Below are 24,453 nucleotides of genomic sequence, written 5' to 3' on the forward strand. Positions count from 1 at the left end.
GCCGGGGCTCTTCGAAAGAAGAACCCCGGCCTTCGTCGTGTTATTTGACGGGTTCGAGAACGTCGAGCCCCACAAAGGGCCGCAGCGCCTTGGGAACCACGACCGAACCGTCGGCCTGCTGATGGTTCTCGAGAATGGCCACAATCCATCTGGTGGTCGCGAGTGTGCCGTTCAGGGTGGCCACCACGCGGGGCTTGCCGTCTTCGTCGCGGAATCGCACCTTGAGGCGGCGGGCCTGGAACTCGGTGCAGTTCGACGTCGAGGTGAGTTCGCGGTAGCGGCCCTGGCTGGGGATCCAGCCCTCGCAGTCGAACTTGCGGGCGGCCGACATGCCGAGGTCGCCGGCGGCGGTGTCGATGACGCGGTAGGGCAGCTCGCACTTGTCGAGCATCTGCTTCTCCCACGCCAGCAGCCGCTGGTGCTCCTCGGCCGAATCCTCCGGCTTGCAGTAGGAGAACATCTCGACCTTGTCGAACTGGTGCACCCGGATGATGCCGCGGGTGTCCTTCCCGTACGACCCGGCCTCCCGGCGGAAGCACGACGACCAGCCGGCGTAGCGGTGGGGGAGCTGGGAGCCGTCGAGGATCTCGTCGGCGTGGTAGGCCGCCAGCGGCACCTCGGAGGTGCCGACCAGGTAGAGGTCGTCTTCGGGCAGCCGGTAGATCTCGCTGTCGTGGGCGATCGTGAAGCCGGTGCCCTGCATCGACTCGGGCTTGACCAGCACCGGAGTGATCATCGGGACGAAACCGGCCTCGACGGCCTGCTGCATGGCCATGTTGAGCAGCCCGAGCTGGAGCCGGGCCCCGGCGCCGCGCAGGAAGAAGAACCGGGAGCCCGAGACCTTCGCGCCCCGCTCCATGTCGATCGCGCCGAGCAGTTCGCCCAGCTCAAGGTGGTCGCGCGGGGTGAAGTCGAACTCCCTGGGGGTGCCCACGTGGTCGAGGACGACGTAGTCGTCTTCGCCGCCGTGGGGCGCGGCCGGGTCGACGATGTTGGGCACCGACATCAACTCGGCCTCGAGTGCGGAGCCGAGCTGCTCGGCCTCCGCCTCGGCCGCCTTCACCTGCGCCGCGAGATCCTTCGCCCGGTCGAGCAGCGCCTGCCGCTCGTCACCGGACGCCTTGGAGACCGACTTGCCCACGTTCTTCTGCTCGGCGCGCAGGGACTCGAAGGAGCCCAGCGCACTGCGACGACGCTCGTCGAGAGAGAGCAGCGTGTCGACGACGGTGTCGTCCTCCCCGCGGGCGCGCTGCGAGGCGCGCAGCCGGTCGGGATCTTCGCGTAGGGTTCGCAGGTCAATCACGGAGCAAACGCTACCGTTGCACGGCTCCCGCCCGCATGCGACCCAGCCACCCGGCCGCCTCGGCGAAATCGGGGTCGGCCGTGCCGCGCTTGATCTGCGTCGGCACCTTGTCGGCCCGCGGATAGCTCCCGAGGAAGCGCAGATCGCCCGAAATGCGGTGCAGCCCGGAGATGGCCTCCCCGACCCGCGCCTCGGCGATGTGCCCTTCGCAGTCGAAGTGGAAGAAGTAGCTGCCGATCCCGTCACCGGTCGGACGCGACTCGATGCGGGTCAGGTTGACGCCGCGTACGGAGAACTCAGAGAGCATCTCCAGCAGCGCGCCCGCGTGGTCGTCGCGCAGGAAAGCCACCATCGACGAACGGTCGGCGCCGGTCGGCTCGGGCAGCTCACCGGGGGGCGCGACCCGGACGAACCGGGTGACCGTGTCGTTGCGGTCGCCGATGTCGGAGGCCAGCTCGGTCAGGTCGTAGATCTCACCCGCGATGGCCGGGCCGATGGCGGCGTCGTAGGGGGACTCGGGGTTGGCGATCTCCTGGGCCGCGCCGGCGGTCGAGGAGGCGTGGACGACCACGGCCCCCGGGATCTCCCGGTCGATGAAGTCACGGCACTGGGTGTGCGCGGCGGGGTGGGTGAAGATGCGCTTGATCTGCCGCATCTCGGTGCCCGGACGGGCGAGCAGGGAGAACTCGACGGGGAGCAGCAGTTCGGCGACGATCAGCAGCGGCTTGCCCCAGGCGAACTCGTCGAGCGTCTGGGCGATGCCGCCTTCGAGCGAGTTCTCGAGGGGCACGACGGCCCCGTCGGCCTCGCCGTTACGGACCGCGTCGAGCGCGGCCCTGACGTTGGCGCACGGCAGGCGCTCGGCCTCGGGCGCCAGTTCACGAAGGGCGGCCTCACAGAAGGTGCCCTCGGGGCCCAGATAGGCGAGCTTTGACATACCACCAGGTTAGTCACAGTCGGCCGTGGTGTATGCGCAAAAGGAGACACGGACGGCCGAAGGTCGGCCGTGTCTCCGTCATGAATCTGCCCAGAAGACAGGCGACTTCAGCGCGCGGAGTTGCTCCAGAGCCCTCCGGCGGGTCGCAGCAGGTCACCGTCGGCCGCCTCGACTTCGGGCCCCAGCCCGAGCCGCGCGGCCCGCACCGCCTGCTCCTCCTCCGGCGAGAGGGGCTGGAGCCCCTTGCCGCCTCTGAGGGCCCTGACGTAAGTGCGGGTCTCGGTCCGCCCGTTGATCGAGGTGAGGACGATCCCGTCGCCCAGCCCGTTGATCAGCGCGACCGAGAACGACAGCCGCCCGGTCATCTCCTCCAGGGCGTCGTAGCGGAAGACGGCGACGTCGCGGATCGCCTTGGTGTCGACGACCCCCTCGACCGCCGCCCGCCTGGCCAGGACGTCGAGGCAGTCGTCGACGGCGGCCCGCGCGTTGCGCAGCGTGTAGAGGCCGATGGCGACCCCGGTGAACCCGGCGAGCAGCCCGACGATCACGAAAGCGGTAACCAGCACGCGACCGAGCGTAACGGCGCGGTCACGGTTTCGCCCGGGTTCGGGCAAGGATGAACACGAGCGCGACGGCGCCCAGCCCGAACGCGTTCTGCACGATCTTCCCCAGCGTCGGCGACAGCACGGGGATCTCCCACATCTTGATGTAGGCCCCCCACCAGGGAATCGGCAGCACGTAATAGACCCAGGTGACCGCCTTCTGCCGGATCTCCGGCAGCGCCGCCAGCACGACCACGATCCAGGCGAGATGGTGGATCCAGGCCACGGGCGACAGCAGCACGGCCATCAATCCGGTCAGCGCGGTCGCGGTAATGAGGTCGCCGCCGAGGTAATGGCGGCGGGCGGCGCGGAAGCCGTACCAGCCGATAAAGGCGACGGCGGCGAGCCAGAGCACGGTGGTCAGCGCATCGGGCCAGTAGAGGCGCAGCAGCATCCCGCGCATCGACTGATTCGTGGTCGCCGTATTGGCCCCGAGCCTTTCCGAATCGAGCAGCGCCCCGAACCAGAAGTCGACCGCGTCCTGCGGAATCACGAGAAACGGAATGACCGTGAGGAAGGCCGCCGTTCCCGATGCCGTGAGGAACGCTTTCATTTCCTCATTCCGGTACGGCTTCCGCCACGCCACCAGCAGCAACAGGATGAGAAACACGCCCGGCGTGAGCTTCACCGCCGTCGCGACGCCGATGAGAATCCCGCGCGGCCACCACGGCCGTTTGACGACGACGTCGAACAGGCACAACGCGACGAGGAACAGATCGACCTGACCGAACCTGATCTGGTCGCGGATCGGCATCAGGTAAAGGCACGCGATCGTGACCAGCGGCAGCCATTTCCGCTGTTCGGGAAAGGCCACCCAGACGACCGCCACGAGCGTCGCGACGATGGCCGCCGTCCAGACCCACTGGAGCACCGGCCACGGCAACAGCGCGAGCGGCACCGCGAGCATGGCCGCGATCGGCGGATAGGTGAACGGCAGCAACTGCGGCGCCGGCGTGACCACGCCGTAAACGGGCAACCCGTCGAGAAGCGCCTGCCCGCCGAGCCGGTAGACGTCGAGATCGACGAGCCGCTGGTCATCGGGGTTGGTCAGCCAGTAGTGCACCAGTGGCGCGGCCGCGGCCACCACCAGCAGCATCCCCGCCAGCGGCCACCAGGTCGTCCGACTCCGCGCAACGCTTCCCACAGCGAGGCAGGCTACCTTGACATGCCCTCCGGGCCGGTGCGCGCTTCGGCCCTGGTTTGGGAGCCCGAACCGCTGACCCCCATGCTGGTACCGCGCCGACGGACCCCAGGGAAGGACCTCCGTGAACAGACCCTCTACCGGTATGTCCGGCCTCGCGGCGACCGGAGTGGCTCGTCGCGAATGCGGCGGCGCCGTTGGAGGAGCGAGCAGGCGCACCTCCACGCGTCGTGTGGTCTTGGCCCTGCTCATCGCCTTTCTGGCCGGGGTCTTCTGCCTGCCGGGCACCGCGCTCGCGGCCCCTCAGGGGCAGGTGGTGATCATCGGTGTGCCGGGGCTGGAGTGGGCCGATCTCAGCCCCTCGCGGACGCCGCACCTGTGGCAACTGGCCGGGAGCGCCGCCAAGGCCTCGCTGTCGACCCGTGCGGTGCCGCTCGAAGGGCGCGGCATCACGTGCCCGGTCGCGGGTTGGCTGACCGTCTCGGCCGGGCAGCGGGCCGCCTCTCCGGGCTGCGCGCCGCCCGTACGGCCCACAGGCACCGCCGTGCCCGACTGGCAGGCGCTGGTCGCGCTGCAGCGGGAGTCGTCGTTCCAGGCCCGGATCGGGGCCCTCGGGCAGGCGGTGAAGGACGCCGGTGGCCGGGTCGCCGCCGTGGGACCGGGTGCCCTGCTGGCCGCATCCGACATTTCCGGAAATGTCACCACCTACGCCGCCACCATCGCCGACCTCGACCCCGCCGGTCACCAGCTCGTCGTCACCGAAGCTCCGGAGATCTCCGACGCCTGGCTCGCAGCCGGCATGAGCGACCGGGGAAGAGACCAGGCCGTCGCCGCCGCCGACGCGACCGTCGGGGCGATCCTCGCCAAGGTCCCGCAAGGGGCCACGATCCTGGTCGGGGGGATCTCCGACGCCCGTCCCGGCGCCCATCTGCACGTCGCCATGGCCAGTGGGCCCGCGTACGGGAAGGGTCTGCTGACCGCGTCGTCGACCCGTCAGGTCGGCCTGGTCACCATCACCGATCTGACCGCGACCGCCCTGACCGCCCTCGGCCTGCCCGTCCCCGACGGCGTCGTGGGCCGTGCCTGGACCTCGACGGCCCAGGCCGCCGATCCGCGGGCCCTGGCCGACGACGATCTTGCCAGCCAGGTTCTCAGGGACGTGCGCGAGCCGTTCTTCTTCGCTCTGGTGGTGATCCAGGTCCTCTTCTACGCCGTCGCGGCGGTGATCATGCGCCGCCAGGTCGTCGCCGCCGGGCGGGCCATGATGATCGTCGGCGTGGTCAGCGGAGCGGTGCCCGTCTCGACGTTCCTGGCGCAGCTCGTGCCGTGGTGGAGCGTCGCGCATCCGATGCCCGCGCTCGTCGGCACGATCCTCGGCTTCGCCCTGCTCATCGCGGGGGTCGCGTTCGCCGGGCCATGGCGGCGCGACGTGCTGGGGCCGCTGGGCGTCGTGGCGGGGGTGTCGTCGGTCGCGCTGCTGCTCGACGTCATGACGGGCTCGCACCTGCAGGTCAACGCGGTGACCGGCTACGAACCGGTCACCGGCGGCCGGTTCTACGGCTTCGGCAACATGGCCTTCGCCGTCTACTCGACCGGCACCATCCTGTTCCTGGCCGCCGCCGCGCACTTCATCCGCCGTCGTGGGCCGGCGTTCGTCTTCTGCGTCCTGTACGGCCTGCTCGCCATCGCCGCCGACGGCTGGCCCTCCTGGGGGGCCGACTTCGGCGGGGTGCCGTCGTTCGTGCTCGGTTTCGCGGTGTTCCTGCTGCTCCTGGCCGGGCTGCGGGTGTCGGTGGCCCGGCTGGCCCTGATCGCCGTCGGTGGCGCCGCGCTGATCACGGCGATCGCGCTGGCCGACTGGTCGCGTCCGGCCGAGCAGCGGACCCACCTGGGCGCATTCGTCCAGCAGGTCATCGACGGCGAGGCCGGCGGGGTGCTGGCGCGTAAGCTCGGCGCGATGCTCGGCACCTTGGGCAACTGGCCGCTGACCCTGCTCTCGCTGGTCGCGGTGGCGTTCCTGTTCCTCGTGCTGGCCCGGCCGCGCGAGATGAAGGTAGCCGCGCTGAGCGTGGCCTACGAGCAGGCCCCGGAGCTGCGGGCCGGGTTGATCGGCGCGCTCACGGCGGCGTTCGTAGGGTTCCTGATCAACGACTCGGGGATCGCGATTCCGGCGATGGCACTGACGGTGGCCGTACCGCTGACACTCGCGGCAGCCGTACGAGCAGAAACACCACCACCCCCAGCAGCAGCCACGGAACGACCTGAGACCTGACCACCTCCACCAGCCACTCCGACCCGGCGGGCTGGTCGAACTGCCGCGCCGGCAGATAGGCCAGCGACAGCAGCGCGACGCGGGCGACCATGACGTAGTCGAGCCACGACCTCGGCACCAGCGCGAGCAGCGCGAACGCGAGCCCGTCATACCAGGGCAGCGCGTAGGGCGTGGAGAACAGCCACGCGACGGAGAACGCCACGGCGACCCGCGCTGCGTCGAGCGGCGCCAGCGCCCGCAGCAGCAGCGCGGCCAGCGCGGCGAACAGGATGAGCGACCCGACCTGAATCCAGACCTTGTACGACCCCTCGCCGATCACCGTCTGCAGCCCGGTCTTGACCACGCTCCACGGCGTCGCGAGCGAGACCATCTTGCTGGCGTCGAGCACCTGCCCCAGCGAATGCGGCCCCGCGAGCCAGTAGGCCACCCCGGAGACCGCCAGCGCGGTCGCGGCGACCAGCGCCAACCGGCCCAGGTTCCGCCGCAGCTCCCAGGCGACGCCGAGCGCGACCACGCCGACGGTCACCTTGGCCGCGACCCCCAGGCCGAGGAACACGCCCTTGAACCGGGTGACCAGCGCGGCGACCACGAAGGCGATGGCGAGCGTGTCGGCGTGCATCCCGGCGACCAGGTGGTAGACGACCAGCGGATTGGCCGTCCACAGGACCACCCCGCGCGACCCCAGCATCCACGCGACGGCGAGGAAGGCGGCGGCGTTGACGAGCGCCATCACGAACACGGTCAGCCGCACCGAGTCGCCGCCGACGAGACTCGCGAGCGCCTGCACGCCGGTCGTCACCGGGCCGTAGACGCTCGGCGTGGTGGCCCACTCCTCGACCGCCCCGAGAACGGGGTCGCCGGGGAATCGGTCAGGCGTGACCGAATAAGGGTCATGCCCCAAAGTCACCAGCCGGCCGTAGGCGGCGTAGTTCAGATGGTCTGACGACCCGATCGGCGGCAGGAAGGCGAGCAGCACGACGGCGGCGACCCCCAGCCATCGCAACACCCGCAGCGAAGGCGCACCGTAGAGCCCCAGCAGCACCCCGGCCGTCCCCAGCACGACCACCGCCGCCGCGAGCCCGATTGCCGTCCACCCGGACAGCCCGGCGTCGAAGAAGAAGGGCACCCACCCTGCGCCGGTCAGCCGTGGCTGCAGCGCCGACGGGCCGAGCAGGGCCGGCAGCACCGTCAGCCCAAGGGCCGCCGCCACACACCCGACGGCCAGCCTCCCCGCAGCCACACGCTCCACGCCGAGAAGCCTAGAGCCGCACCCTGCGCGTCGACTCCCTACGGACGGGTCTGGGGCCGGAGGCCCTCGATCGTCTCCATGGCCTTGACCACCGTCGGTTCCCGGGCCGCCAGCGCCCGCGACACGTCGCGCAGTTGCTTGGCCCGATGCAGTTGGGCGCGCCAGTCGGTCCCGGTGGCGCGGTGGGCCATCTCGACCTCGACCTCCACGACCCGGAACCCCTTCCGGACGAGGTCGATCGTCAACCCGGTCTCCACGCCGAACCCCGCCGCCAGGGGGCGGGCCGCGTCGAAGGCCGCGCGGGTCAGGCAGCGCTGGCCGTTCAGGGGCTGGGCCGGGTCGAATCCGGTCAGCCGTTTGATGCCGTCGCGGGCGACCCGGACGACGACACCGTGGCCGCCGAGCTTCACCCGGGTGGCGAAGGTCGCGATGGTCATGTCGGCCACGCCGTCGCGGACCGGTCCGATCAGGGGAGCCGCCGCGGCGGCCGTCTCCCCCAGGTCGGCGTCCAGAAAGAGCAGGTGGCAGTCTTCGTCGAGCAGCCGCACGGCCTCGGCGCCGCTCTCCATGGCCGCGGCCTTCCCGCGGTTGCGGCTGTGGCGCACGACGCGGGCGCCGGCGGCCTTCGCCACCCGTCCGGTCTCGTCTGACGAGCCGTCGTCCACCACGAGGACGAGCGAGACGCCGGGCAGGCGGAGGGCGGCGGTGACCGTCGCGGCTATGCGGTCGCCCTCGTCTTTGGCCGGGATGACGACCGCGGTGTCCGAGCGGGGGGAAAGATTGCTCATCCGGTCGGGTTGGCCAGCTCCGCGGGCACGCTCTCGTGCACGGTGAACACCGAGTCGAGACCGGTGACCTGCAGGATCTTACGGACCGCTGGACGTGGCGCGGCCACCTCCAGCACGCCGCCGCGTTCCTTGAGCCGCTTGAGAGCGGACAGCAGCACGTTCATGCCGGTGGAGTCACAGAACTCCACGCCGGACATGTCGATGACGACCCGGTCAAGCGCGGTCTCTTCGAGCACTCGGGTGAACTCCGACTGCAGGCGAGGCGCGGTATAGAGGTCGATTTCTCCGATTACGGCCATCACAGCGTGACCCGCATGCGATCGAGTCGAGACTTTGAGCTCCACAGCGCGCACACTAGCGCCGGTCGGGCGCTGGGTCACGTTCCTCTGGGATTACCGAAGAGTCGTCCGCCCTTTGTCCCCGATTTCGGTCCCATGTAAACGCAGAGTGCGCGAAGCTTGACGCTATGGAACCGGCTCCCGCCGGAGCCCGAGGAGGAGCGGCGCTCATGAACACGGAACTTCCCGAAGATCCACAGAGACGTCGGCTTCGTGAGCGGCTGGAAGTCATCCAGATCCGCACCGACAAGGCGAGTTCATGGCGTGACGCGGTCAGACCTCTGCGGTTCCTGCTCAACCGTGAGGGCTTCGTACCGATCAAGACCCGGCTCGCCTCGACCGACCTCGACTTCCTGGAAGCCTCCCGAGACGATCTGCTCGCCTTCTCCGAGCTGTCGCTGCGGTTGATCGATCTCCACCAGCCGCGCGACGCGGGCGGCATCACGAGTGACACGGCCCATCCGATCCTGCGCTGCCGCAGCTGCATGTGGCGCTGGCCGTGCCCGACGTTCCGGGCGATCACCGAGGCGTTCTCGATCGGTCACGACATGGGTTCGTAGCGGTAGCCGACGCCCCAAACGGTGATGATGCGGCCGGGGTCGGTCGGGTCGCGTTCGATCTTCTCCCTCAGTCGGCGCACGTGCACGGTCACCGTCGAGGAGTCGCCGAAGGCCCAGCCCCAGACGCGGTCGAGCAGGTCGGTGCGGCTGAAGGCCTGGCGCGGGTTGCGCAGCAGGTAGACGAGCAGGTCGAACTCGCGGGCGGTCAGGGTGACCTCCGCGTCGCCCAGGCGCACGTGGCGGGCGCCGACGTCGACCACGAGGTCGGCGTCGCGCAGCACCCCGGTTCCGGCCGGCACGATCGATCCACGGGCTCTGCGGAGCACCGCGGCGACCCGCAGGGCCAGCTCGCGGGGGCTGAAGGGCTTGGTGACGTAGTCGTCGGCGTCGGCGTCGAGGTCGACGGCCAGCTCGATGGCCTCGCCGAGGATGATCACCGGGACCGGCCAGCGGGCGCGCAGCTCGCGGCCGACGGCGAGCCGGTTCATGTCCAGAATGAGCAGATCGGGCGGGCCGGTGAGCTTCCGGGGATCCTGCCGGACCTCGTGGCCGTCGCGTTCGAGATAGCGTGCGACGACCTCGGACACGGCGGGGTCGTCGTCGACCACGAGAATGACGGTCACGCCCCAAAGACTAGGTCGCACGGCGATCGCCGAACGCGTAGTTTGTTGGCCATGACCCGTACTGTTCTTGCGGTCGTGGGGATCGTCCTGGCCATCTGGCTGGTGACCGGATTCATCATCCCCGCGCTCTTCGCGACGCTGAAGTTCCTCCTTATCGTCGCGCTGATCGCGGCGGTCGTGGTCGGTGTGATCACGCTGGTGGGCAAGAAGTAACGCATGTTCGTCCAGGCCCTGCTCGGCGCGCTCGCGATGCCCGGTGGCATCGCGCTCTTCGCCGTGCTGGGCCTGCTGCTCGTCGCGTGGGCGCTGCGGCTGCTGTCCGCAGCGCCACACGTAGCGCACGCGCCGCTCGGCGCGGGCGTCGAAGCCGTTCTCGTACGGCTCCGCCGCCCCAATTCACCAGGCCGCACAAGGTCGAGAGCTCCGACAGGAAACCCGGCGCCCCGCTGATCGCCATTGATCGGCAAGGGCGCCTTCGTCATGCCCGAAGCGAGACGCAGACGGCCGAAGGCCGGCTGTGGCTCGCGCTTTGAATCTGCCTCAAAGCTCGACGAGAGGTTTCCTGAATCGTGTTCGACTTCATCCTGGGCCCGGCCTACGACGCCACGGCGGCGCTGGCCGGCCTCGTCGGCGCCGCCCCGGCGATCGTGCTGCTGACCCTGCTGGTCCGACTCGCTCTGCTCCCCCTGGGGATCCGCCAGGCGAAGCTCCAGCGCATCCGCCAGAGGCTGGCCCCCGACCTGGCGAAGATCCAGAAACGCCATGCCAAAGACCCGGAACGGATGGCCAGGGAGGTCCGGTCCCTCTACGCCGGCGCCGGCACCTCGATGTTCGCCGGCGTCGGGACGGGCCTGGCCCAGATCCCGTTCGTGTTCGTGCTGTACAACCTGTTCACCCACCCGGTGATCGCCGGGCAGCAGAACGTCCTGATGACTCACAGCGCGCTGTCGGTGCCCCTGAGTGAGCACCTGGGGGCGGTCGTCGCCCAGTCCGGGTTGTTCGGCGGGCCCACCCTGGTGTTCGTCGGCCTCCTCGTGCTCATCGCACTGGTGGCGTGGCAGTCGTCCCGACTTGTGATCAGGACGGCTGAAATGCCCGGAAGCGGGCTGTTGAAACTGCTCCCTTACGGGACCGTGCTCGCCGCCGCGTTCCTGCCGTTCGCGACCGGCGTCTACCTGCTGATCAGCACCGCATGGACGACGACCGAACGGCGACTACTCACCGCTTAGACGACTTCGCGCAGTGCGCTTATTTCGGACTCACCTGACTGCCCATTTCGGGCAGGCTGCGGGGCGTGGACGATGGCCCAAACAGTCGTCGTCTCGCCCTCGTGGCGTACTCCCCAGCGCTCTGCCAGAAACTCGACGATGCCGAGCCCCCGGCCCCCCAGAGACGAGAGGGTAGGCCTTCCGGCACGCGGCTCGGTGGTCGCCCCACCGTCGCTCACGGCCACTTCCACATGTCCGTCACCACAGGCCCATGTGACTCTGAGCTGCCCAGACGCGAGGGGGTGTGCGTGGCGCAGGGCATTGCTCAACAGTTCGCTCATCACCAGGACCGTGTCGTCGACCGCCGCTTCGAAAACCCCGGAAGCGAGCAGGTCGGCGCTGAGGCGTTGACGCGCCACAGCCACGCTCGACAGAGCGTACGGCAGCATGACGACGCTCGACGCACTCACCTCCCCGTTCTCCCGAACCCCCTGAAGATGGTCACCCCAGTAAGACCGAAATGCCCCGTTCGCTGACCGTGGAAACCGAGCACTGATTACAGCTTGTGCACATTGGACAATAGGTCAGCTTCGGTGTTACCCCGGCTTACCGCCCCGGTGTGTCGGGTGCGGTGACAAACCCCTCTCTGCGCAGCACGAACTGCATACGTGTACCACCCTCGGGTCGAGGCAGTGCGGCCACCTCCCCTCCTTGGGCCCGCGCAAGGCTCCGGACGATGTAGAGACCCAGCCCCACCCCGCCGAACCGGCGGCGGTCGCCGCTCTCGCCCTGGACGAACCGCTCGAAGACGCGTTCCCGGTCGGACGGGGCGATGCCGATGCCCTCGTCGTCGACCGTGAGGACCACCCGGGACTCCTCCGACCAGGCCGAGACCTGGATGAGGCCCCCGTCGGGGGAGTACTTGAACGCGTTCTCCAGCAGCTGGTCGAGCAGTATGTCGGTGGCGAGGGCGTCGCCGCGTACAAGGGGAAGATCGTCGGGGACCCGCACCTCGACACGGTGGCGGTCGGAGAGGACCGGCAGCCCCAAGGTCGCGGCCCGCACGCGTTCGGCCAGGTCGAAGGCCTCGTCGCGGACCGACGGCTCGGCGGCCCCGGCGCGGGCGCCGAGCAGGAGGTGGTCGATCAGCCGGCCGAGCGACTTGGCCCGTTCGGCGATCGTGTGGACGTGGGCCCGCCGGTCGGCGTCGGAGAGCTTGTCCCACCGGTCGGCCAGGGTGCTGGCGAAGCCGGTCACGACGGTGATCGGGGTGCGCAGTTCGTGGCTGGTGGTGGCCAGGAACAGGTCCTTGGCCTCCTCCAGCTCCTTGGCGCTGGTGATGTCGCGGAAGTCGGCGACGATCTCGCCGGTCTCGGGGATGGTCGCGCAGAGCACGTCGAGCCAGCGGCCCGATTCGAGCTGGAAGGTCAGCTTCTCGCCCGGTGCGGGCAGATCGAAGGGCGGCGGCCTGCCGATCACGTCCTCGTAGGCGTAGCCGGTCAGCTCGGCCGCCTTGGGGTTCCAGCGCATGACGGTGCCGCTCTCGCTGAGCACGGCTATGCCGTCGGCGCTGGCGTCGAAGACCGCGCGTTCGTGGGCCCGCTGCCGGACCGCGTCCTGGTAGGCCACCGCGTTGCCGACCGCGATCCCGGCGTGGCCGGCGAGCAGTTCGAGCAGTTCGAGCTCGACGTGGCCCGGCTTGCGCCGGGCGAACAGGGCGTAGAGGGCGCCGTAGGGCCGCCCGCCGACGGCCGCGATGCCGACCGCGATGGTGTGCAGCCCGTCGAGCTGGGCCCAGATGAGGTCCTGGAGGCCCTCGGGACCGGTTTCTAGGATCACGGGCTTGCCGGTGCGCAGCAGCTTGCCGACCAGGCTGCTGCCCAGGTCTGCGGTGGCGCCCTTCATGCCCTCGGGCAGGCGGTGGGAGCTGACCAGCCGGAGCTTCTCCCCGTCGATCAGCACGAACCCGCCCGCGTCGGCCCCGGTCAGCTCGGTGAGCGAGCCCGCGATCCGGTCGAGCACCACGTTCTGGTCGAGTTCGGCGTTGATGTCGCCGACGACGTCGGTGAGGCGGCGGACCAGCTGGGCACGGCGGACCGACCGGGCCCGCGCCGCCTCGTTGTCGTCGCGCTGGTGGTAGACGCCGACATAGCCGAGCAACGCGCCCGAGGGCGTGCGCAGCCCGCTGATGTCGGCCTGCACCTCGATCAGCGTGCCATCGCGGCGGAACCTGCGGGTTCTCAGCTGTACGGTGCCACCCGTGCGCACCCGTTCGAGCACCGCGTTGTGCTCGGCCGTCAGCTCCTCGGGCACGAAGGGGGGCCGGCGGCCGAGGATCTCGTCGGCGGGCCAGCCGAACAGCCGCTCGGCGGCCGGGTTCCACGTGACCACCGACAGATCGCGGTCGAGGGCGACGATGGCATCGGCCGCGCTGGCGACTACCGCCCGCGCGATCCCTTCGTCCTCGTCGTCACGTTTGTCCCAGTGGTCACATTCCACGGATCCATCGTGCCGCTTTTCCGGTCGTGATCATGGCCTTTTCCCATGCTCCGCTACGCTGCCCTCGAACCCGGGGAAGGGAAGTGCCATGGACGCGTCGGCCGCATCGGGCGACCTGGAGGCACTGCTCCGGGTCACCTCGCCCACGTACGTAGGGGAATCGGCACCCGACATCGCCTTCGGCACCCACGAGACGCCCGCCGGGCCGCTCGTGCTGGCCGTGACGGCGCGCGGTGTGATTGCCACCACATTCGACGACGAACACGCGATGTACGCGCGGATCTACCGCGAGGTCGGGTCGTTCATCGGCCACGACCCCAAGCGCCTCGACCCGCTGAGGCGGGAGATCGACGCCTACTTCGGCGGCCGGCTGCGGACCTTCACCCTCCCGTTCGACCTCCGACTTGCGACGGCCTTCGCCCGCAGCGTGCTCCAGATGATCACCTCGGTCCCCTATGGCACGACCACCACCTACGCCGAGGTCGCCGCCCGCATCGGCCGGCCGCAGGCGCTCCGCGCGGTCGCCAACGCGGTCACCGAGAACCCCGTCTGCCTCCTGGTTCCGTGTCACCGGGTGGTCGAGGGGCCGGGGTCGCCGGGGGCGTACGCCGGTGGAAAAGCGGCCAAAGAACTGCTGCTGAACATGGAAATCGCTTAGCGCAACGCGTCTGTCCCCACACGGTAAACCTGGGATCACTCAATGTGATAGTAATCTCACGCCGTGCAATCACCAGGTCACTAGTGGGGAGTGGTCATGCTGGGGTTCATCGTCGCCGTGGGGTCGGCGATCGCCGTGGTGGCACTGTCGGCGTTCCTGTTCAGAAGGTTCGGCGCCGGGAGTGAAGACTCCGACCCGGGCGGCCCGTCGGTCGGTCACGCCGGGTCGATGTTGTCGGCGCTGTTCCTGCTGGTCTTCGCCATCGCGATCGTCGTACCGTGGACGACCGCCGACTCGGCCCGGCAGAACACCTACACCGAGAGCCAGTCGGCCGTGGAGGCCTATTGGGCCGCCGACGAGCTGCCCGGGCCGGCCGCCGCCCAGGTCCAGGCCGGTCTGCGCGACTACGTCGGCTTCGTGGTCGACCAGGAGTGGCCGCTGATGGCCGACGGCCGGCTCAGCTCCGAGGGCGCCACCCGCCTGAACACGTTGCGCACCCAGGTGGCGGGTCTGGTGGTCGACGGCGAAGACCAGGAAGACGCCAAGGCGGCCGTCGTGGACCAGATCTCCCAGCTGAGCTCGTCGCGGCGCCAGCGCGCCGCCGACGCCGGGGCGACGCCGCCGACGATCCTGCTGGTGCTCACCGTGGTGACCGGCCTGATAGTGCTGGTCTTCCCGTTCCTGGCCGGGGCCCGGCCCAAGGGGATGGCGCTGCTGCCGATGCTGGCCATGGCGGCGCTGCTGGGGGTCGGCATCTACATGGCCTTCGACATCATCCACGTGTTCGACGGCGGGCTGGCCGTGAAGCCCGACGCGTTCACCAGTGCGCTGGCCGAGTTCGGCCGCATATCGGGGTTGAGCTGATGAACAGCCGCATCACCGCCGCCACGCTCGGCTTCCTGATGCTGTCCACCCTGTCGGTGGCCTCGGCCCCGGCCGCGACGGCCGACGACATCCTCGGGGTGGGCCTCGACGTGGGGCCGGGCGTGGGCGTGTGCGTCCAGGTCGGGGTGATCCTCGACGTCGAGCTCGGGGTCGGCGTCCTCCAGCAGCCGCCGTGCGACCAGCCGCCGCCACCTCCGCCGCCCCCGCCGCCCCCGGCGGAGGAGGAACCGCCACCACCACCTCCGCCGCCGCCGGCCGAGGAGGAACCGCCGCCACCGCCGCAGGAGCCGGAGGTGGAACCTCCACCGCCGCCACCTCCACCGGCCGAGGAGGAACCTCCGCCGCCACCTCCGCCGCCACCGCCGCCTCCAGTGCAGGAGCCGACGGTGGAGCCGCCGCCGAGGGTGGAGCGCCCGGCCAGGGTCGTTCCGGTACGTCTCCCGAAGCCGGCCCCGACCGTGAAGAAGCCGTCTCCGCGTCCCAAGCCGACCCCGTCGGCGACGCCGGAACCGAGGGCTCCGAGGGTCGCGGCCGTGGCCACCCCGCCGAAGCGGGACAACCCGCTGAAGTCGGTGCTGTTCATGGTCGTGCTGTCGACCGTGATCGCCTCAGCCGCGGCGGTGGCCTTTACCCGCATCAGATAGCCGTCGCGGCCGAGCGCCGCGTGAGGCTCCGATCGCCAGCGTGACCAGCGCGGCGACCAGGAACGAGCCGAGCGCGGCGCTCATCCACGGCGCGGGGGTGAACCCGACGGCCTCGCGCGCCGACGTCCAGATTGCCTCCCACCAGGCGATGTCAGGCAGCGCCCCGAGCATCCACCAGGTGGCGAACCCGAGCAGCCAGGGCACCGTCATCAGCCACCGCGACGGCGCGGTGTCGGAGGTGTCCCACCCGCGCGAACCGCCGAGCAGGAAGTAGTCGACCACCAGCACGGCGAACATCGGCACGAACACCGCCCCGATGATTCCCAGGAACGCCGAGTACGTGTCGGCGCTCACGAAGATCGCCAGCAGCGTGACCAGCACCCCGACGAGGACCGAGAGAATCCGCCGGTCGACCCTCGGCATCAGGTTCTGCAGCGACATCGTCACCGAGTACACATTCACGAACGACTGGTCGGTCTCGCGCAGCACCAGGATCCCGAAGAAGACCGCGCCGAGCGACGCGGTGACGAACGGGTCCCACACCTTGTTCGTGTCGTTCCCGACCAGCGCCAGCGCCGCGATCCCCAGCGCCAGGCAGGAGACCTGGGCGATCGTGTAGCCGCCGACAACCCCGCCGAACGCGGCCCGCGAGCTCCTTGAGAAGCGCGAGAAGTCGGCCGCCAGCGGCACCCACGACACGCTCAGCGCGATGACGTAGTCGACGGCCGGCGTGAACGCCTCCCACGATCCGGCGCCCAGCGAGGGGCCTCGGGAGATCAGCTCGTACGCGAAATAGACCATTGCGACGACCACGCCGACGGTGACGTACCGCCGCAGGATCCGGACCGCGCCCAGCGGCTTGATGGTGAGCGCCGTGGTGATCACACCGGCGATGACCACCCAGACCGCGTAGGGCACGGTGACGCCGAACTGGCCCGCGATGGCCTGGGCGCCCTGGGCGATGACCCAGAGCTCGAAGGCCCCCCAGCCCAGCATCTGGATGATGTTCAGCACGCTCGGGAGGTAGGAGAGTTTCGCCCCGAAAAGCCCTCTGAGCAGCATCATCGCCGGAGCGCCCGTCTGGGTGCCCGGGATGGCGGACAGGCCGACCATGGCCGTACCGATGAGACTGCCCACCACGGCGGCCGTCAGGGCCGCGACGAAGCTCAGCGGACGGTCGCCGAGAGGGTTGACGAGTGCGATCGCTCCTGAGAACCCGAGCAGTGACACTCCGAGGTTGGCCCACAGGGCACCCTGGTCGAGCAGGCCGAGAGTCTTCGGCGGAGCTTCGTGGAGGGTGAGGGGGGCCTCGGAATCGACGACGGCTGTCATCACACACGCTCCCTACGCCGGCATTACCCGGACAGGTTCATGCGGTCGGCGACGCTGGTCGCCCTCTCAGCCCGGTTACGCCCGAGCTCCCGCGGTTCTTAGGTTGTCCGCGAACCGAGATCAGCCCAGTTCGCCCCCCACATGATGCATCACGGACCCTCCTTCGGCCAGCCCCAGGTACCCCACTTCGTCATACAACGACCGTCCGTCGACGTACGCAGAAGTACAGCTACATCCGTGGTGGTAGCTGTACTTTCGAGCTGTACGAGAGGCCCAGAGCTGCACGCTGACCAGGCAACACACTCCAGGTCGCCTGTGCTCAACGCGAATTGACCCATGTCAGACCCGCCCCCCGCCTTACAGGCGCAGCCCCGACTGAGCCGATCAGTAAGAACGTCGCTGCGGCGGTGCGTCTGCCGACCGTGCGCAAGCGGCGGAACAGCGCGTGGTCGGTGGACGAAGCCCGCCACCTGCTAGAGAACGCGCGGGATGAGGACGACCCGCTGTACGCGGTCTACGTCCTGATCCTGGCGCTTGGGCTACGTAAGGGAGAGGTCTTAGGACTCGATTGGAAGTACGTGGACCTGGACGCGGGAGAGCTGTACGTCGGCGAACGTCACCTCTCGGCAAGGCTCTGGACCCGACAAAGCTCAACGCCCAATTCGATGCCCGGATCAGGAAAGCCGGTGTGCGACGCATCACTGTCCACGGCACCAGAGGCACGTGTGCGACTCTCCTCGCAGCCCTGGACGTCCACCCTCGCGTGGCCATGCGAATCCTCCGCCACAGCAACATCAAGATGACGATGGAGGTCTATACCGATGCCACCGACGAAGCCACCTACGACGCATTGCGCCGACTCGGCGGTGTGTTAGATAGCCCTCTTCAGTTCTCTTGGCTGGGGAGGTCAAGGAGTCGCCTCGGTGACGGCCGTCCCACTGGGCCCGACCAGTCGGGCGATGTCCTTCAGGGGTACGCCGTCCTTCTCGGCACGGAAAACCGGGGGTAGCTGTGGGACCCCCACGTGGGCCAGGCCCTGCGTGAGGTCGAAAACGGACACGCGAAAGGCAAGATCGTCATTACCGCGTGAGCCTATATTGAGACGTATGCCGTTATGGGGAAGACGTCTGCTGGTCGCCCTGGCGATCTACGCCGCCGCGATCAGTTGTTACCTCTGGTCGCCGTACGGTGACTTCTTCGACGACGGGGTGTTGATCGTGCTGGCGCCACTCGTGCTCGGCATGATCCTCGGCGCCGCCGCGCGACTGCCGAACTGGTGGCCCGTCGGGTGGGCGGCGTTCCCCGCCGGCGCCTTCCTGCTGTTCGGCCTGTGGGGCTGGCTGGACATCCTCGGCATCGGGTTCCTCCCGGCGCCCATCATGATCGCCGTTCCGGCGGCCGGCTACGCGCTCGTGTCGTGGCTCGCCTCACCCGGGTTCGCCTGGCCGAAAGTCGGCGCGGGCGTGCTCGCCCTCGCCACGATCGTGCCGGTCTTCCTGAACGCCTAACCGAAGATCAGCGTGTCAACGGCGAGTGAGCCGCCACCAGCGGGGGCGCGGTTCACGGAGGCGGGTGGCCTCCCTCTGGTGCCTGACCGACGCCTTGCGCAGGCGCTGGTCACCTGGCGACTCGTACATCTCCTGCTGGGCCTCTACCGCAAGGTCCAGCAGGGCGATGCGGTACGACGGGCGCAGGCCCCTGATCGCGCGGTGCAGGCCCTTGACATCGCCTGCCAGGAGGCAGCGGAAGTAGTTACCGGTGACCGAGTCGGGCGGGAATGCCCTGGCGGCGTCGCGGAGGCCGGAGACGTCGTTGGCGATGAAGGCCGGGATCATGGCCAGGAGCGGATCGTGGTCCGCTGGGGTGGCGATTCGCCGTTCCCTGCCCTCGGCCATGGCCTGGAGGTCGTCCGCGAATTCGATCGCGTGGGGGTCGCCGAGCTCCTCTGCGCGGGTGCGGACGGCGGCTAGGTCGGCGGGGTCCTTGGTCTGGGTGTAGGTGAGGATCAGTGCGGAGATCGTTGGATCCACACGGGCAATTCTTGATCAGCGGGCGCCGCTTTGGGTCGCAGTGCCGTCACGATCACCAAGGCCGCTGTGCAGCCGCTACCCGTCGCGAGTCTTCCGCTACCTGGCCGCGCTCTTGTAGGTGGTCCGCCGGCGGAGGCACTCCCCCTGTCCAAGCGGCTCTTCCTGGTTGCATGGCGGAAAAGCGGCTTGGACAGGGAGGGGTGTGGAATCCCCATTGGGAGGCCGGACGGCGCGCTTTCACGACGAGGCCGGCGGGTTATGCCCTGACCTCTCGCTGATGTCCGTCATTATGCGCCGGGCCACGCTGCTGGACTCCTGCGCCTCGGCACGGTGGCCACAGTCGACGGCAGTGCCGTCAGCCGTGGTCACCTCGGCGTAGATGTCCCCCTTCTCGACCCATACGGCGATGTGGCCGATCCCGTCCGGTTCCTTCTCATACACGACGATGAGGGCGCGCTCATCTCCGTCGTAGTCGTTGCGGAACCGGAAGGTCTCGCCGGGTCTCATCCAGCGGTCCTCACCCAGCGGTTCGAGCCAGCAAGCGAGCCAATCGTCGGAGCTGTTGGTCACATCAATGACAGCCATGTCGCATATCTACCAGCACGAAGATCGCGGTGATCGGGGCCGCCCAGGAGCGCGCCATTGCGGTCAGCCACACGGCCGACCGTGCGGAGAACGCCGTTCGCAAAGAGGCAGTCGCACCACGACCCCTCCCACGACCAGCCTTGAAGGGCGGATATAAGCGGAATATAGATCGCGACGGGAGGCTCAGCCGAAACCTCCGGCGCCATCGCTGACCAGTCAGAAGATGGCAAACCCATCTCGAAGGAGATCCCGTTGCGCAAGGTAACCTCGGCCCTCGCCGTCGCCAGTGCTTTCGGCGTGCTGGCGCTCGCGACGCCCGCCTCCGCCCATGTGACGGTCGCCACCGTGTACGACAACCGGAACATCAAGGCCGGCTCCGCGTCGGTCAACTCCACGCACACGACGTTCTACGCCTGCGACATGCTCGCCGACAACGTCGGCGTCTACGGCCGTATGAAGCTCTCCAACGGCCAGATCCGGGACGTCGCCGACAGCAACGGCAGCGCGGACGGCTGCGGTGTCGGCACCGCGCCCGCCGGCACGACCATCATCCAGATCGAGGCCGTCTGGCGTGGGGGCAAGACCTCCGGCTGGAAGACCACCTGACGCTAGGGCTCGCCGTGTTCGGTCACCTGACCCGGCGTCCGGGAGCGGGCCAGCGTCGTGAGCTGGGCCGTGTCCAGGCCGTCGCAGGTGAGCTCGGTCGAGGCGAGCGCGGCGCGGATGACGGGGTCGGCGGATCCGGGCACGGCCACCGTCGCAGTCTGCATGGCCGCCCAGTCGCGCAGCTCGTCGAGCTTCGGCTGCGGCAGCTGTGGTGAGTACTGGACGACCAGGGCGTTGTCCCCGACGAGCAGGTGCTCAAGGCTGCCGCCGTTGGGCACGTCCTGGTCGCCCGGGGCGTAGAACGACCGGTCGGGGTGGCGCCACTCGGTGTCGCCGGACGCGGCCAGGGACGTACGCGGCCCCGACTCGCAGGTGACCGCCCCCGGCGGAGCATCGGCTGCCGGGGTCCCGCACGCGGCGCACAGCACGAGCGCGACCGCGGCCGGGAGGAGAGAGCGGCGCATCGAATCCACTTCTGATCTTGTCGCCAAGCCGGTGGCCCGGGGTACCCGGGCCACCGGCGGTGAGCCGAAACGGGTCAGCTGACCTGCAGGACCGCCGAGCGCGAGGTGATCACGCCGGTCGGGTCCGTCGCGCGGACGCGGTACTCGGAGCCGGACAGTTCCGGCGTCGCGGTGACCGCGATCGCGAACGAGGTCTGGCCGGGCACGTCCACGAAGTCGGCCGAGCCCGGAGCCTTGACCTGCCACTGGTAGGTGACGTTCTGGCCTTCGGCGGGGGCCGCGAAGACCGCGTCGTCACCCGGCTGGTGGGTGGCCGTCGCCGGCTCGGACAGGAAGCGCAGGATGACGGCGTCGTCGGCGAGCACCTTCATCCACTCGGCGAGTTCCTTCGCGCGCTCCCGGATCGGGGTGTTGTCGACCCCCGGCAGGTTGGCCTTGACCTCGCGACGGACGACCTTGGCCTCGTCCATGGCCTTGACGTAGTCCCTGACCAGGTAGGCGTTGTACGAGGCGTCGATCGCGCCGTTCAGCGTGGCGGCCAGGTCGGCCGAGACGGAACCGTCCGCCACACCGGCCGCGACCAGGCCGCGCATCTCGATGTGGGTGGAGCAGTTGCCCGAGGACTCGCCGGCGGCCCACTTGATGCCTTCCAGGATGTTCTTCTGGAAGATCGGGTCGGCGGTGTTCTGCCAGTTGTGCAGCAGCGCCTGGGTGAAGGACCGCCCGCCGTCGTAGTTGGCGCACCACGAGATCGGGTGGTCGGCGCCCTCGATCCGGCCCGCGCTGTTGCCGATGCCGGACACGTAGGTCGACTCGGTCAGCGTCTGCAGGACATGCACCTTCTCGCGGGGGAGGAAACCCCGCCAGTTGTAGAGCTCGTCCGAGACCGTCATCTTCTTCTCGAAGTGACGGGTGGCCGGGTGGGTGCCGTCCTCGGTGACCAGTTCGGCCACGAGGCAGCCGCCACAGGTGTTCTGGATGCCGCCGGCGTTGCTGCCGTGGTTGTCGAACTCGCCGCCGACGAGGTTCTTGTACCAGTCCCAGTTGTGCATCGAGTCGGTGGCGCCGTGAATGGCCACGAAGCCGCCGCCGTTGCGGATGTACGTCTGCAGCGCGGCCTGCTCGTTGACGGTGGCACCGGGGGTGGTCGTCGAGGGCCGGTTGGTGACGAACACGTCGTTGCCGACGCTGGAGACGCCGACCAGGGCGTCGTACTGGGACAGGCGCTCGGCGCTCTCGAACGGGTTGCCCGCGACGGACACCTCGGGGCTGAGGTAGTCGTAGACGTCCACGTCGAAGGAGTTGGCCCGGCCGAGGTCCTGGATCATCGCCATCGTCAGCGGGATGTGCTCGTGCCGGAAGGCGCCCGGCCGGTTGCCGAACAGCAGGACCTTGAACTTGGGCCGGTGGTTGCGCACGGCCTCGCCCGGCGCCCGGAACGGGTAGCGGTCCATGCCCTTGCCCGCGCTCACCGCGACGCCGGTGACGACGTCGGGGTGGTCGACGCCCTGCAGCTCCTCGACGAGGTAGGCGGCGTCCTTGACCAGCGAGTCCCGCATGTGGCCCGCGGGCGTCACCTTCGCGGCCAGCGCGCCGAACTTGACCAGCGCCGACTCGGCGGAGCCGCCTTCGGCCTCGGTCAGCAGCGCCAGCAGCCGGTCGCCGTTGGGCGCGGAGACCTTGCCGGCGGTCACGTAGCGCTGGACCAGCGCGCGCAGGTCCGCGATGGAGGTGGTGATCTCGAAGGTCAGCGTGTACTTGGCGGCGTTGCCGGCGGAGTCGCCGACGTTGACCGCCCAGGTGTGCTTGCCGACCGAGAGGGTGGCCAGGTCGAGCGGCATCGGGTAGGTCCAGACGCCGTCGATCCACATGTCCCGCACCGCCGCGCCGCCCGCACCGGGGGTGGGGTCGGTACGGGTCGGGGTGATGGCGGCGGGCAGCGCGCTGTGCCCGACCTTGCCGTTGGGGATGCCGGGCCAGGCCGCCACCGGCACCTTGGTGTCGATCTTCACGCTGATCGACCGCGAGGCCGAGGCGTTGCCGGCCGCGTCGACGGCGACGTACGTCACGTTGCCGTTGCGGTCACCGCTGATCACGTGAGTGGCCGTGCCCCGGGTGCCGTTCTGCACGGCCGGCACGTCGACCGTGGTGCCCGCGACGGTCACCCGGAACAGGGCGACGGCGTCGTCGTCGGTCGCCGACAGGTTGAGCGTGACGTCGTTACCGGTGAACCAGCCGCCGGGGCCGGTGCTGGTGGAGGTCACGTAGGCGTTGTTGGCCACGCCGTTGTAGTTCAGGACGGGGTCCACCGGAGAGAGCGTGGCCACGTCGAGGACGGGCGCGGCTCCGGTCTCGGCGGCGTTGGCGACGCCGGGCGTGCCGACCAGCAAGACAGGCACTGCGAGCAGGGCAGTGGTTAACGATCGTCTGGTGGGACGTGGGCGAGAGGACGGCATGTCGCTCCTCTTTTCGGGTCGTACAGGAACTCCACCGCGAGTCTGAGCGCCGACCCAATGCCTAACGCGATGAATGTCGTGAGTGTGAGCTTCGTCCCACAGATTTGTCAACGATCTTACCGACTTGTGATTTTCATCGACGAAAGTTTCCGCCTAAAAGTTTCGTTCGATCAACCTCCTGTACGCCCGTAAGTTGCGCCCGTCGCGATGCAGAAGTCCGTCCCGGAGTCGCGATCGGCGACCCCGTCGCGCTCGCGAGCTCCTCGACGGCGAGCACCCCCTCGGGGCGGGCGGCCGGCCGAGGGGTCGGCACGCCCTCGGGAACGATCACGCCGGACTCGGCGAGGGTGGCGAACGACACCGACAGCCCATGACGACCGCTCTTTATCTATGAGTCGCCCGTCAGGGCTTTCCGGGCCATTCTTCGTTGAGCCGGAACTCGATCTCGATCGCGCATCCTTTCAATTTGGATCCGGCGAGGCGGGCGGATCCGTGAGGACCGGTGAGGACTGGTGGCGAAGCGCGTGAAGCGATTGCTGACCTGGCTCGGATCCAATGCGGAGGCCCTCATCGCGTTGGTGCTCGCGATAGTGGCCGGCACGCTCGGACTCATCGGGGTGGCCCCGCCCGAACTGGTCGACAGCGCCACCCTGGCAACGCTCGCCGCGCTTTCACTCGCCGTGCTGCGCGACCGTTGGCGCAACGAATCGGAACCCGATGTCCGGGCCGCCGCACTGGTCGCGAAGGACGCCTTGCTGGAACTGCCGGAACACATCGCGAGGATCAGCGCCGCGACGACGTGATCAACGCGATGAGATCGTCGCTCGGCGAGGCCTCCTCGATCCGAGTGCTGGTGGGAGCCGAGATATCAAGATCACTCGCCGACGCTCACGCGCACGCCGAGGAGTGGTATTCAAGGGGGGAACCGCGATCTCCGTCCGGGCAGTCGTCATTCCGGAGTGCGTATATCACGCACGGCGCGACGGTCACCGGGACCCCCGGGATGCCCGGCTGTGCGGGCGCTAGCCCGCTAAGCAGCAATATCCGGGGCTGTACATCCGGATCTCACTCTTGTCCACGATGAGCGTTTTCCGATGGGACATGACGCAGGATCGCCTGATAATCACCGAGCGCGGCCCCCAGTTTCCGGCGATGATGATTCGGAAGGGGCGTTCCTACTACACCTACTGGCGTAACGAACTCCGGGAGAGTTTCGCCCAGGGACACGAGATTCCGCTCCTCTGTTCGCGCAATTCGACATCGAGTTACCGAA

General features: G+C 69.1%; 26 protein-coding genes, 1 pseudogene and 1 riboswitch. Of the genes and pseudogenes, 12 read left to right on the forward strand and 15 right to left on the reverse strand.

The genetic code is table 11. From position 1 onward, the window contains the following. Nucleotides 1–40: 40 nt before the first annotated feature. The 4 genes from serS to FDA94_RS29860 all read right to left on the reverse strand — a co-directional run bounded on the left by serS (nt 41) and on the right by FDA94_RS29860 (nt 3,938). Entirely contained in the window at nt 41–1,303 is a 1,263-nt protein-coding gene (gene serS, locus FDA94_RS29845; protein ID WP_137250400.1) for a serine--tRNA ligase, read from the reverse strand. A gap of 10 nt (nt 1,304–1,313) precedes the next feature. Continuing rightward, on the reverse strand, nt 1,314–2,240 hold the full coding sequence (pheA, locus tag FDA94_RS29850) for a prephenate dehydratase (RefSeq protein WP_137250401.1): 927 nt from the start codon (nt 2,238–2,240) through the stop codon (nt 1,314–1,316). Nucleotides 2,241–2,347: 107 nt separating this feature from the next. Next, on the reverse strand, nt 2,348–2,806 hold the full coding sequence (locus FDA94_RS29855) for a DUF4446 family protein (protein ID WP_137250402.1): 459 nt from the start codon (nt 2,804–2,806) through the stop codon (nt 2,348–2,350). A 22-nt stretch (nt 2,807–2,828) separates the two neighbouring features. Further along, nucleotides 2,829–3,938, reverse strand: a complete 1,110-nt coding sequence (locus FDA94_RS29860) for a glycosyltransferase 87 family protein (RefSeq protein WP_137250403.1) — start codon at nt 3,936–3,938, stop codon at nt 2,829–2,831. A gap of 277 nt (nt 3,939–4,215) precedes the next feature. Here FDA94_RS29860 and FDA94_RS40720 point away from each other — a divergent pair, with 277 nt between their 5' ends. After that, nucleotides 4,216–6,255 carry a hypothetical protein gene (locus tag FDA94_RS40720; RefSeq protein ID WP_246060222.1) on the forward strand — a complete coding sequence of 680 codons (2,040 nt, stop codon included), beginning with the start codon at nt 4,216–4,218 and terminating at the stop codon, nt 6,253–6,255. A gap of 502 nt (nt 6,256–6,757) precedes the next feature. Here the strand turns inward: FDA94_RS40720 and mptB are convergent. The 3 genes and pseudogenes from mptB to FDA94_RS29875 form a co-directional block, all read right to left on the reverse strand. Continuing rightward, nucleotides 6,758–7,504, reverse strand: a pseudogene (gene mptB, locus FDA94_RS41390) (polyprenol phosphomannose-dependent alpha 1,6 mannosyltransferase MptB); the annotation flags it as partial. A 38-nt stretch (nt 7,505–7,542) separates the two neighbouring features. After that, a complete protein-coding gene (locus FDA94_RS29870) occupies nt 7,543–8,292 on the reverse strand; it encodes a glycosyltransferase family 2 protein (protein WP_137250405.1) in 750 nt (249 codons plus the stop codon). Beyond that, a complete protein-coding gene (locus tag FDA94_RS29875; protein ID WP_030455225.1) occupies nt 8,289–8,636 on the reverse strand; it encodes an STAS domain-containing protein in 348 nt (115 codons plus the stop codon). The genes FDA94_RS29870 and FDA94_RS29875 overlap by 4 nt, the downstream gene beginning before the upstream one ends. 164 nt (nt 8,637–8,800) lie before the next feature. Here FDA94_RS29875 and FDA94_RS29880 point away from each other — a divergent pair, with 164 nt between their 5' ends. Next, complete coding sequence (locus FDA94_RS29880) at nt 8,801–9,190, forward strand: hypothetical protein (RefSeq protein WP_062347249.1); 390 nt, start codon at nt 8,801–8,803, stop codon at nt 9,188–9,190. Here the strand turns inward: FDA94_RS29880 and FDA94_RS29885 are convergent. Next, on the reverse strand, nt 9,172–9,813 hold the full coding sequence (locus tag FDA94_RS29885) for a response regulator transcription factor (RefSeq protein ID WP_212735571.1): 642 nt from the start codon (nt 9,811–9,813) through the stop codon (nt 9,172–9,174). The two genes, FDA94_RS29880 and FDA94_RS29885, sit on opposite strands and share 19 nt — an antisense overlap. A gap of 51 nt (nt 9,814–9,864) precedes the next feature. Here FDA94_RS29885 and FDA94_RS39540 point away from each other — a divergent pair, with 51 nt between their 5' ends. From FDA94_RS39540 to yidC, 3 genes are all read left to right on the forward strand, one after another. Next, a complete protein-coding gene (locus FDA94_RS39540) occupies nt 9,865–10,026 on the forward strand; it encodes a hypothetical protein (protein WP_170991187.1) in 162 nt (53 codons plus the stop codon). Between the two features lie 3 nt (nt 10,027–10,029). Beyond that, entirely contained in the window at nt 10,030–10,263 is a 234-nt protein-coding gene (locus FDA94_RS29890) for a hypothetical protein (protein ID WP_137250406.1), read from the forward strand. Between the two features lie 119 nt (nt 10,264–10,382). Beyond that, entirely contained in the window at nt 10,383–11,042 is a 660-nt protein-coding gene (gene yidC / locus FDA94_RS29895; protein WP_246060223.1) for a membrane protein insertase YidC, read from the forward strand. Here yidC and FDA94_RS29900 read toward each other — a convergent pair. Next, on the reverse strand, nt 11,039–11,470 hold the full coding sequence (locus FDA94_RS29900) for an ATP-binding protein (protein ID WP_034385582.1): 432 nt from the start codon (nt 11,468–11,470) through the stop codon (nt 11,039–11,041). The genes yidC and FDA94_RS29900 overlap by 4 nt on opposite strands. A gap of 157 nt (nt 11,471–11,627) precedes the next feature. After that, the gene (locus FDA94_RS29905) at nt 11,628–13,520 is read right to left on the reverse strand and encodes a PAS domain S-box protein (protein WP_137250408.1); all 1,893 of its coding nucleotides are present in this window, start codon (nt 13,518–13,520) and stop codon (nt 11,628–11,630) included. Nucleotides 13,521–13,608: 88 nt separating this feature from the next. Here FDA94_RS29905 and FDA94_RS29910 point away from each other — a divergent pair, with 88 nt between their 5' ends. The 3 genes from FDA94_RS29910 to FDA94_RS39545 all read left to right on the forward strand — a co-directional run bounded on the left by FDA94_RS29910 (nt 13,609) and on the right by FDA94_RS39545 (nt 15,707). Further along, nucleotides 13,609–14,178: a methylated-DNA--[protein]-cysteine S-methyltransferase gene (locus FDA94_RS29910; RefSeq protein ID WP_137250409.1), complete on the forward strand. Its 570-nt coding sequence runs from the start codon at nt 13,609–13,611 to the stop codon at nt 14,176–14,178. A 96-nt stretch (nt 14,179–14,274) separates the two neighbouring features. Further along, nucleotides 14,275–15,042, forward strand: a complete 768-nt coding sequence (locus FDA94_RS29915; RefSeq protein ID WP_137250410.1) for a bestrophin-like domain — start codon at nt 14,275–14,277, stop codon at nt 15,040–15,042. Continuing rightward, on the forward strand, nt 15,042–15,707 hold the full coding sequence (locus FDA94_RS39545; RefSeq protein WP_170991188.1) for a hypothetical protein: 666 nt from the start codon (nt 15,042–15,044) through the stop codon (nt 15,705–15,707). The genes FDA94_RS29915 and FDA94_RS39545 overlap by 1 nt, the downstream gene beginning before the upstream one ends. On the opposite strand, the gene FDA94_RS29925 is transcribed toward FDA94_RS39545, so the two are convergent. Beyond that, nucleotides 15,672–17,039: a purine-cytosine permease family protein gene (locus tag FDA94_RS29925; RefSeq protein WP_137250411.1), complete on the reverse strand. Its 1,368-nt coding sequence runs from the start codon at nt 17,037–17,039 to the stop codon at nt 15,672–15,674. The two genes, FDA94_RS39545 and FDA94_RS29925, sit on opposite strands and share 36 nt — an antisense overlap. Further along, a riboswitch (TPP riboswitch) is annotated at nt 17,031–17,142 on the reverse strand. It overlaps the preceding gene by 9 nt. Before the next feature lie 465 nt (nt 17,143–17,607). Here FDA94_RS29925 and FDA94_RS41610 point away from each other — a divergent pair. Together FDA94_RS41610 and FDA94_RS29935 are read left to right on the forward strand one after the other, a co-directional pair. Next, complete coding sequence (locus FDA94_RS41610; protein WP_137250412.1) at nt 17,608–18,048, forward strand: tyrosine-type recombinase/integrase; 441 nt, start codon at nt 17,608–17,610, stop codon at nt 18,046–18,048. A gap of 97 nt (nt 18,049–18,145) precedes the next feature. Beyond that, the gene (locus FDA94_RS29935) at nt 18,146–18,547 is read left to right on the forward strand and encodes a hypothetical protein (RefSeq protein WP_137250413.1); all 402 of its coding nucleotides are present in this window, start codon (nt 18,146–18,148) and stop codon (nt 18,545–18,547) included. Between the two features lie 15 nt (nt 18,548–18,562). Here the strand turns inward: FDA94_RS29935 and FDA94_RS29940 are convergent, their stop codons facing one another. Continuing rightward, nucleotides 18,563–19,069 (reverse strand): hypothetical protein, encoded by a 507-nt coding sequence (locus tag FDA94_RS29940; protein ID WP_137250414.1) that lies wholly within the window; start codon nt 19,067–19,069, stop codon nt 18,563–18,565. A 237-nt stretch (nt 19,070–19,306) separates the two neighbouring features. Continuing rightward, entirely contained in the window at nt 19,307–19,654 is a 348-nt protein-coding gene (locus FDA94_RS29945) for a hypothetical protein (RefSeq protein WP_137250415.1), read from the reverse strand. Nucleotides 19,655–19,906: 252 nt separating this feature from the next. On the opposite strand from FDA94_RS29945, the gene FDA94_RS29950 reads away from it, so the two are divergent. Continuing rightward, nucleotides 19,907–20,260 (forward strand): hypothetical protein, encoded by a 354-nt coding sequence (locus FDA94_RS29950; RefSeq protein ID WP_137250416.1) that lies wholly within the window; start codon nt 19,907–19,909, stop codon nt 20,258–20,260. A gap of 2 nt (nt 20,261–20,262) precedes the next feature. Here the strand turns inward: FDA94_RS29950 and FDA94_RS29955 are convergent, their stop codons facing one another. Beyond that, entirely contained in the window at nt 20,263–20,724 is a 462-nt protein-coding gene (locus FDA94_RS29955; RefSeq protein ID WP_137250417.1) for a hypothetical protein, read from the reverse strand. A 74-nt stretch (nt 20,725–20,798) separates the two neighbouring features. Continuing rightward, the gene (locus tag FDA94_RS29960) at nt 20,799–23,123 is read right to left on the reverse strand and encodes a ThuA domain-containing protein (protein WP_170991189.1); all 2,325 of its coding nucleotides are present in this window, start codon (nt 23,121–23,123) and stop codon (nt 20,799–20,801) included. Between the two features lie 569 nt (nt 23,124–23,692). Here FDA94_RS29960 and FDA94_RS29965 point away from each other — a divergent pair. Continuing rightward, nucleotides 23,693–23,983, forward strand: coding sequence for a hypothetical protein (locus tag FDA94_RS29965; protein ID WP_137250419.1), 291 nt, complete (start codon nt 23,693–23,695; stop codon nt 23,981–23,983). Nucleotides 23,984–24,453 lie beyond the last annotated feature (470 nt).

Origin of the sequence: Herbidospora galbida (assembly GCF_005233835.1) — a bacterium.
In the GTDB taxonomy this organism is placed as follows: domain Bacteria; phylum Actinomycetota; class Actinomycetes; order Streptosporangiales; family Streptosporangiaceae; genus Herbidospora; species Herbidospora galbida.